Source organism: Planktothrix sp., from assembly GCF_046067725.1.
Lineage (GTDB): Bacteria > Cyanobacteriota > Cyanobacteriia > Cyanobacteriales > Microcoleaceae > Planktothrix.
In genome coordinates this window covers 1-8,529 of record NZ_JBJUDF010000278.1, presented here as the reverse complement: position 1 = coordinate 8,529, position 8,529 = coordinate 1, and the positions used below count along the sequence as shown (strand labels likewise).

The window sequence follows — 8,529 nt, the reverse complement described above, 5'->3', positions numbered from 1 at the left end:
GACTCGACTATCACGACTTTTTTGTTTCTTGATGTTAACATAAATTACTAGAATATTCACGGGGAATAAATTCCCCTGAGTCGTGTTTCCTCTGTTGTCTGAAGACACGCTCGTTTCCACACTCCCATCCTGTTTTTATGAACGTTTCAGATCAACTCATGAGCCCACACTTGCTGTGACCGATCTCCAAAAGCCTGAACCCTTTTGTAAAATTTAATCTGATTACGCTTTCCTGATCTCTAGGATGATGAATTACGGGTTAACTGGAGATTGTTGATAAAATAAGTCTGACAATTGTGGTTTTTCCAGGAGAACTTTCAATTTCTAATTTTCCTTATAAAAAATTGTAAAAATTTAATAAAAATAGCACTCAAATAAATACAAATGCCAATGAAAAATGCCAAATGTAACCGCACGGATCAAAAATGATTTCGCCACCGTTCATCAGAAAAATGGTTGAGTGTTCTATTATATTCAGGAACAACATTTACAGATTTTAAATACTTAAAAATATCTTGAACAATCTCTCCTATATTGTCCATCATCATATCCAAAAAAAGAGGCCCTGTAAAATACAGAACCTCTTTGGGTTGAATTGAGATATTACCAGTTAGGATTAATAAACAGCACCCTGAGAACTTGTAACATCAATCGGTTTCATTAAATAGAGTTTGAGCAACTGTAACCCACTCGACAGATAGTAAGGCAGTTTTTGGAAGAATTGAACGAACTTAGGACTACCAGAATTAGCAATTGCCGTTAACTGTTCGTTATTCTTAACGCAGATATCCAATCGTTGATAGAACTCAGGATTATTTACATCCAACATCACCGGGAACACACGACCTGCGGTTTCGTTAGTTTTCTCAATCACGTGAATATCATAATCCCGTGCATTTAAACCAATGGCTGCATAAAAATCAGCCCGTTGTAAATCGTTTAAATACATGGTAGCAAACACGGATAACAGGAAGAAACGACACCAGAGTTTCGCTTTCCAATCATTCAACATTTGGGGTTGAGATTGCATCACCGCATCAAAGAAATCGCCGTGACGGTTCTCATCCTGACACCAATTTTCAAAGAAGCGGAAAATCGGATAAATGCGGTTTTCAGGATGGGCTTCTAAATGACGATAGATGGTGATATAGCGCCAGTAACCAATTTTTTCAGATAAATAGGTGGCGTAAAAGATAAATTTAGGTTTAAAGAAAGTATACTGACGGCTTTTGGTCAGAAATCCTAAATCTAAGGAAAGATTGAAATCGGACATCGCTTTATTGAGGAAACCCGCATGACGAGCTTCATCCCGCGACATCAATTGAAAACACTCCGCTAAAACAGGGCTTTTATCCTTGAGACGACGGCTGAGTTCTTTATAGAGCAGGAAACCTGAAAATTCAGCAGTACAGGAACGCTCCAGAAATTCAATGAATAAACGACGAGTTTCGCCATCAATATGATCCCAGGATTGCTCAAACTCTTTATCCCGAACAAAGTGATTGCGGTTGTAGTCTACCCGAAACTCTTCCAGAATGGCTAAGAGTTCCTCTTCATTGACGGAAATGTCCATTTTCTCCATTTCCTCAAAATCCGTTGTGTAGAAACGGGGAGTGAGGATGGTTTCTTTCGCTGGGACTTTCACCCCAGGTCTGATTTCGTCAAAAGCAGGTTTTTTCAGGGAATCTACCATGTCTGTTGGATCTCTATTTTTATCGGGGCTATGTTTTAAAGTCAGGAGTTCACGGGACATTGCGCCCGTCACCCCGCTTCAGGCTATGCTTATTTATGAATCAGCTTAAAATTGCCATGAAATATAGTCTACCAACGTCTACACCCAAAGGGGACAGGATTTGCGTTAAGAATTGCAACAAAAATTTAAAATCTGCTGATTTTTGATGATTAACCCTTCTGACCCAGAGCAAGAGACAGGATTTTGAGTTCAGTTTTTGTTAAGATAGGATCACCCTCAAAAAAATAACTTTAGTCCAAAATCCCTTGAATTTTAATTAAAGATAATTAGAGAAAGGAAGTGCTATCAATGTTTCAGGTGGGTGAAGTTTCCCGTCGTTTAGAACTGAATCCCCAAACCTTGTATTTTTATGAGCGCATCGGATTAATTCCTCCTCCTCAGCGCACGGTTTCAGGTTATCGACTTTATAGTGAGCAAGATATCAATCGGATTGCTTTTATTACTCGTGTTAAATCTTTGGGGTTAAGTCTTGATGAGATTAAGGATATTTTAGCGTTAAAAGATGGGAAAGAACTGACTTGTCAAGCGGTTTATTACCGACTCAACCAGAAAGTTCAAGACATTCAAGATCATATTCAAAAATTGCAGACCTTACACGATGAGCTATTACCTTTATTAGAACAATGTCACAACAATTTTGACCATCCTGATCCGACTCATCAATGTATTGTTCTCGATAACGATTGAAATTATTGCTAACACCTCTTGACCTTATACCTAAGTATAAGGATTATTCTAGGACTTAACATCTTAGAGCAGAGGAGTTAAGTCATGAATCTGATTAAAATTGAAGTCTTAGGAACAGGTTGTAAAAAATGTCAGCAGTTAGAAGCGAATGCAAAAGAAGCGATCGCTGCTTTAAATCTGGAAGCAGAAGTTCTACACATGACTGACCCTATCGAAATCGCCAAACGGGGAGTCCTGTCTACCCCTGCATTAGCCATTAATGGCAAAATCGTGAGTAAAGGAAAACTCATCACTTCCGCAGAAATTGAATCCCTGTTGTCAGTTTAAAAATAGCAGGAGAAATCATGTTTGATCCCTTTTATCCCTTTGACGAGTTGGCGACCCAGATTGTAACTCATGGGTTAGGTTTATCGATCAAATCTCATCTGGGAGCCAGCTTGCATTTCTTCCTCTATGATGTTCCTAAAATCTTAACTTTGCTGATGATTATCAGCTTTATTATTGGAACATTTCAGAGCTTTTTAGAACCGGATAAAGTTCGGAAAATTTTAGAAGGAAAGCGCACATTTGCTGGGAATATACTTGCTGCGACTGTTGGCATCATTACCCCTTTTTGTTCTTGTTCTGCGGTTCCTTTATTTATTGGATTTCTGGAGGCGGGTGTTCCTTTAGGCGTCACATTCTCCTATCTAATTTCCGCACCGATGGTTAATGAAGTTGCCGTCGTGTTGCTGTGGGGATTATTTGGGTTAAAAATAACACTATTGTATATCGGTTTTGGTGTGGGATTAGCGATCGCTACCGGATATCTTATTGGACAACTCAAACTTGAAAAATGGGTTGAGTCCTTTGTTTGGGAACTCCAAAAATCTCAACAAGAATTATCGTCAGAAGATAACATTGAGTTAGAATCTTTAACCTGGAAACAACGTTTTCAACAGGGATGGTTTCAATCCAGTCATATTGTCCAATCCGTTTGGCTATATGTTGTGATTGGAATTGCAATTGGTGCGGTTATTCATGGTTATGTTCCCACCACTTTAATCACGCAAATAGCAGGGGTTGATAATCCCTTGGGGGTTCCCATTGCTGTGATTTTAGGTGTACCCCTTTATGCCAATATTGCGGGTGTAATGCCCATTACCGAAGTGTTGGTGAATAAAGGAATGCCTCTCGGAACTGTATTAGCATTTACAATGGCTGTGACCGGACTTTCCTTACCTGAAATCGTGATTCTGAGAAAGGTTCTTCGTCCTCCGCTTTTAGCTGTATTTATTAGTTTGATCACCTTGGGAATTATCAGTATCGGTTATTTATTTAATGCTGTATTGAGTTAACGGCAACGGTATTGCAGCAAAAATCCTCAAAAACTTTTTTCCTGTCTTCTCCTATTCTCCTACACCCCGAACATAAAAATATGTCATCCTAAAATAGAAAGGTAGGCTTTTGGGGATGTTCAACCCCAGATGACTAAAACTGGGCGAAATAGTTTCGGGAACCAAGTCTATGAATAAAGTTGGGATGAGCTATTTGTTGTGGGCAGCTTGCTTAATTAGCCCGTTTCACGGATTGCACCGTTTTTATAATGGTAAAATCGGGACAGGTTTATTATGGTTGTGTACCTTTGGTTTATTCGGATTTGGGCAATTTTTAGATTTATTTCTGATTCCGGGTATGGTAGAGGAACACAATAATAAGCTTCGGGAAAAATTAGGAATGTCTTCGCAAGGATTTCCCCTTTATTCCCATCAGAATCAAGTTACTCTAACGGTTTCCAAAACTAACTCAGAATCTTTACAAGTTCAATTATTAAAAGCTGCCGCCAGTCGCGGAGGTAAACTTTCAGTAACTCAGGGAGTGATGGCAACGGGAGCGAGTTTTGAACAGGTTGAGAACGTCCTGAATCAAATGTTAAAAAGTGGCTATGTTGGGATTGATAATGATCCGAAAACCGGAGTAGTCATTTATGATTTTTATGAACTTTCCTAGATTTTTTTGTTAGATTAATTTATTGTATCTTAAAGTTTGAGGAAAATCAACGATGTTCTTAGTTACAGGTGCAACGGGAGATTTAGGTCGTTCGATTGTTCAACAATTATGTGATCAGGAAATTCCAGTGCGAGCGTTTGCCCGTTTAACTTCTCGCTATACTCAATTAGAGAACCGAGGGGCTCAAATTTTTATTGGAGATTTAACGGAAAAGCGAGATATTGAAAAAGCCTGTCAAGATGTTAAATATATTATTAGTACCCATAGTAACCCTAATGATTCATTAGGAGTTGATTATCGGTCTAATATTGATTTAATTGATGTTGCTAAAGCGAATAATATTCAGCATTTTGTCTTTATTTCTGTGTTGGGAACCGACCGAGGCTATGAAGATTCCCCAATTTTTAAAGCCAAACGAGAAGTTGAGAAATATTTAGAATCCAGTGGGTTAAATTATACCATTTTAAGACCTTCAGCCTTAGCGTCTAGTTTATTACCCTTAGCAGAACGCTTTAAAAAAACGGGGATTTATTTATTAATTGGGGATGCTAAAAATCGGACTTCTGTTGTTAGTAACGATGATGTGGCTCGAATTGCCATTGATTCAGTTTTTATCGAAGCAGCAAACCAGAAAATTATTCCTGTAGGGGGGCCAGAAATTCTCGCCAGACAAGATATTTATCAAATTTTTAGCCGCGTTTTTAATCGAGAACCCATTGTAATTAATCCGCCTTTATTTTTATTTGATGGACTGCGGGGAGGTTTAGGATTAATCAATGCTGATTTATATCAAAAATTAGGAACATTACGAGTTTTATTAGGTAATGAATTCTTCTGCACGGCGGAGGAAATTCAGAACTTAGAGCAACTGTTTTCGATCAAAATGGAAAGTTTAGAAAGTTATATTCGTCGGTATTTAGGCAGTTAATAATTTTCTCAATGAACAATCCTGCCATCGGATCTGTTAAGTTGGATAAGGCACTGTCAAGGTAAAATAGCTCAATTCCCCTTGTTTACATGATCCCCTGGATCACAACAGTGCGTTATTCTCCGAATAGGTAACGGATGTCAGCAACATTCATCCATCAATTTAATAGCGGTTTTACGCTATTTCTCAGCTTACTGGTCGAAGCCATCCCCTTTTTACTCTTGGGGGTGTTATTTTCCAGTTTGCTGTTGTGGTTCGTCGATGAACAGAAACTCTTATCCTATATTCCTCCCCATCCCCTTCTAGGGGCATTTGTGGGAAGTTTAGTCGGGTTTCTGTTTCCCGTGTGCGAATGTGGGAACGTTCCTGTACCCGTCGGTTACTCTTGCAAGGGGTTCCTTCATCGGTGGCCATTGGTTTTTTATTCGCCGCCCCCACCATTAACCCCATTGTCATCTGGTCAACTTGGACAGCGTTTCGAGATCAGCCAGAAATCGTGATTTTACGGGTTTTATTTTCCTTAACCATCGCCACCATTTTAGGCTGGGTTTTTAGTGTCCAGAAGGACTTAAGACCCGTTGTTCAACCCGCCATCGCCCGTGCGTTACCCATCGTTGACCCTCCTCAACCCTCTGACTCTGAGGTTCAAGGTGCTTCCTTGCTTCAGTCAGGAACCTATTTTTTAGGGGAGTCCGAAGAACCTCTGCGCCTAGAGTCCCTTCCGGCTTGGAAAACTCAAAAACTTCTGAAAAAACCTGCCAAAAAAGCACCTCTCGCTGTTAAACCTGTCCGTGCACCTTGGAAAACAATATTTTTTACTCCCACAAAAGAACGTTGGGGTTCTATGTTAGAAAATATGGTGCAGGAATTTCGAGAATTAGGAGGAGTTTTAGTTTTAGGAAGTTTTATTGCTGCACTCATTCAAGTGGCGGTTCCCCGTGAATTTATTCTGAATTTAGGTCAAAGTCCGGTGACATCAATTTTAGCGATGTTATTGTTAGCCGGAGTTGTATCTATTTGTTCAACGGTTGATTCATTTTTTGCCCTTTCTTTTTCCTCTGCATTTACCAGTGGTGCTCTGTTAGCTTTTTTAGTGTTTGGGCCGATGATTGATATTAAAACCGTCGGTTTAATGTTATCGGTTTTTAAAGCCAGGGCGGTTTTTTATCTCGTTATTCTGGCTTTTCAGTTAACCTTCTTATTAACCCTAGCGGTTAACTTGAATTTCAGTTAATTTAGCTTGGGAGTTATCCCCATCATGACGCATCTGACGCAAAAAATCACCCGTTTATATCAGCAGTTTTCCTCTCAATTAGACAACCCTTGGTTAGATGTTGTCGCCCTATTCCTCTGGGCAATTGTATTATTAAAATATTGGATAACTGGAAAACTCTATATTCTCATTCATCCCAATTATTTTGGATTAACCATTGCTGCGGGTGTGACGTTATTCGTGTTAGGGGGATTAAAAGCTAAACAAATGATTCAAGAAACTTCATCCCCAACGGTACAACATATCACCTTATTTCCTAAAGGGTGGAGTAGTGTCTTATTAATCTTTACAGCTTGTTTGGGATTATTGATCACGCCCCAGATGTTCGGTGCTCAAACGGCATTACAACGCGGGTTAACAGAATCTTTACCCGTGACTCGTGCCCAACCCCAGGAATTTAGAACCGCTATTAAACCGGAAAATCGTTCCTTAATTGAATGGGTAAGATTATTGAATGTTAATCCTGAACCCGATGCTTATAAAGGTCAAAAAGCTAAAGTTACCGGGTTTGTGATTTATCCTCCCGACTTACCTCAAAATTATATTTGGTTAGGACGATTTATTCTGACCTGTTGTGCGGCGGATGCTTATCCGATAGGACTTCCCGTTTTACTTCCTGAAGGCAAATCTCGACAATTATATGCTCAAGATAGTTGGTTAGAGGTAGAAGGAGAAATGTATACAGAAACTTTCAATAATCAACGCAAATTAACCATTAAAGCTCAAAATATTAAAGCCATTCTTCCTCCCAAAAATCCTTATGATTACTAAATCCGTTATCAGTTGTCAGTTAAGAGTTAATCATTAAGAGTGGGTAGCTAAAAAATAAAAACCGATTTCTGTTCCCTGTTCCCTGTTCCCCGTTCCCTGCTATATGAATAGTTTGACAAGCAAGTTCAAAAATTTAAAATGGGTTCAGCCGTTAGATCAAGCGGCATTAATCTTAATAATTGTTTTAACCGTTTTGATTGGGATTGTTTTATTAACTGGCGATCGCACCACCCCGAAAGTTAAAGAATTTACTTGGCAAAATAAACAAATTGGGGCGGAAGATATGGGATTTATAATGGTTTTTAATCGACCCATGAATCGAGAAAGCGTTGAGAAGAATTTGCAAATTGATCCGCCTCTTTCGGGTAAAATGAGTTGGGCGGGACGACGTATGGCCTATACTTTATCCGAACCCGTTCCCTATGGAACACCCTTTAGCGTCCAGTTAAAAGGGGCTAGGGATCATTTATATGGAGAAAAGCAAGGAACATTAATTGAACCCTTTACAGGATTTTTTCGCAGTCGAGATCGGGCGTTTGTTTATATTGGAGTTCAGGGAAACGAAGAAGGACGATTAATATTAGTTAATCTCAGTCAAAAAGAACCTAAACCGATTCCATTAACACCTGAAGATTTAGTGGTTTTAGATTTTGAACCGTATCCGAAAGGTGATAGAATTCTGTTTTCAGCGATTACTAAAAGTGGACAAAAACAAGGATTAATTGAACCCGAATTATATCAGGTTACAACGGGAATTAATCCTCAATCTCCCGAAGATAATTCTAAACCCGCCCAACCTCCAGGGGAAATTGAAAAACTTTTAGATAACAAATATTATCGGAATTTAAAATTAGATTTATCTCCTGATGGCAATATCATTGTTATCCAACGGGTGAGTAAAACTAATCCTAATGATGCGAGTCCTTGGTTTATTGAAAAAGGGAAATCTCCTAAACCTTTAAATGCTCAGGGTGGAGACTTTTTAATTGCACCTGATAGTCAATCTGTTGTAATTGCTCAAGGGCCAGATTTAACAACAATTTTACCCTTAAAACCCGATGCTAAACCGTTAGAATTTTTACCCAAATTCGGTCAAGTTTTGGGTTTTGCACGCAATGGAAGTGCCGC

8 protein-coding genes and 1 pseudogene are annotated in these 8,529 nt (G+C 39.1%); 8 read left to right on the top strand and 1 reads right to left on the bottom strand.

Annotated features, from left to right (window positions below):
• Positions 1-616: 616 nt before the first annotated feature.
• Positions 617-1,693 (bottom strand): magnesium-protoporphyrin IX monomethyl ester (oxidative) cyclase, encoded by a 1,077-nt coding sequence (gene acsF, locus ACKPEB_RS17435; RefSeq protein ID WP_408966230.1) that lies wholly within the window; start codon positions 1,691-1,693, stop codon positions 617-619.
• Between the two features lie 348 nt (positions 1,694-2,041).
• Between acsF and ACKPEB_RS17430 the strand changes: the two genes are divergently transcribed.
• From ACKPEB_RS17430 to ACKPEB_RS17395, 8 genes and pseudogenes are all read left to right on the top strand, one after another.
• Positions 2,042-2,440, top strand: coding sequence for a heavy metal-responsive transcriptional regulator (locus ACKPEB_RS17430; RefSeq protein ID WP_408966229.1), 399 nt, complete (start codon positions 2,042-2,044; stop codon positions 2,438-2,440).
• An 84-nt stretch (positions 2,441-2,524) separates the two neighbouring features.
• Complete coding sequence (locus ACKPEB_RS17425) at positions 2,525-2,767, top strand: thioredoxin family protein (RefSeq protein ID WP_408966228.1); 243 nt, start codon at positions 2,525-2,527, stop codon at positions 2,765-2,767.
• A gap of 17 nt (positions 2,768-2,784) precedes the next feature.
• The gene (locus ACKPEB_RS17420) at positions 2,785-3,777 is read left to right on the top strand and encodes a permease (protein ID WP_408966227.1); all 993 of its coding nucleotides are present in this window, start codon (positions 2,785-2,787) and stop codon (positions 3,775-3,777) included.
• A gap of 169 nt (positions 3,778-3,946) precedes the next feature.
• Complete coding sequence (locus ACKPEB_RS17415) at positions 3,947-4,429, top strand: TM2 domain-containing protein (protein WP_408966226.1); 483 nt, start codon at positions 3,947-3,949, stop codon at positions 4,427-4,429.
• Positions 4,430-4,481: 52 nt separating this feature from the next.
• Positions 4,482-5,357 carry an SDR family oxidoreductase gene (locus ACKPEB_RS17410; RefSeq protein ID WP_408966225.1) on the top strand — a complete coding sequence of 292 codons (876 nt, stop codon included), beginning with the start codon at positions 4,482-4,484 and terminating at the stop codon, positions 5,355-5,357.
• Positions 5,358-5,494: 137 nt separating this feature from the next.
• Positions 5,495-6,591, top strand: a pseudogene (locus tag ACKPEB_RS17405) (permease).
• A gap of 24 nt (positions 6,592-6,615) precedes the next feature.
• A complete protein-coding gene (locus ACKPEB_RS17400) occupies positions 6,616-7,401 on the top strand; it encodes a TIGR03943 family putative permease subunit (RefSeq protein WP_408966224.1) in 786 nt (261 codons plus the stop codon).
• A 103-nt stretch (positions 7,402-7,504) separates the two neighbouring features.
• Positions 7,505-8,529 (top strand): hypothetical protein (locus ACKPEB_RS17395; RefSeq protein WP_408966223.1); only part of this gene is annotated, 1,025 nt, incomplete at its 3' end.

Excerpts from the sequence above, each read along its gene's own strand:
- ACKPEB_RS17410 (WP_408966225.1), top strand. The coding sequence starts at position 4,482 with ATGTTCTTAGTTACAGGTGCAACGGGAGATTTAGGTCGTTCGATTGTT.
- acsF (WP_408966230.1), bottom strand. The coding sequence starts at position 1,693 with ATGGTAGATTCCCTGAAAAAACCTGCTTTTGACGAAATCAGACCTGGG.
- ACKPEB_RS17415 (WP_408966226.1), top strand. The coding sequence starts at position 3,947 with ATGAATAAAGTTGGGATGAGCTATTTGTTGTGGGCAGCTTGCTTAATT.
- ACKPEB_RS17425 (WP_408966228.1), top strand. The coding sequence starts at position 2,525 with ATGAATCTGATTAAAATTGAAGTCTTAGGAACAGGTTGTAAAAAATGT.
- ACKPEB_RS17420 (WP_408966227.1), top strand. The coding sequence starts at position 2,785 with ATGTTTGATCCCTTTTATCCCTTTGACGAGTTGGCGACCCAGATTGTA.
- ACKPEB_RS17400 (WP_408966224.1), top strand. The coding sequence starts at position 6,616 with ATGACGCATCTGACGCAAAAAATCACCCGTTTATATCAGCAGTTTTCC.
- ACKPEB_RS17430 (WP_408966229.1), top strand. The coding sequence starts at position 2,042 with ATGTTTCAGGTGGGTGAAGTTTCCCGTCGTTTAGAACTGAATCCCCAA.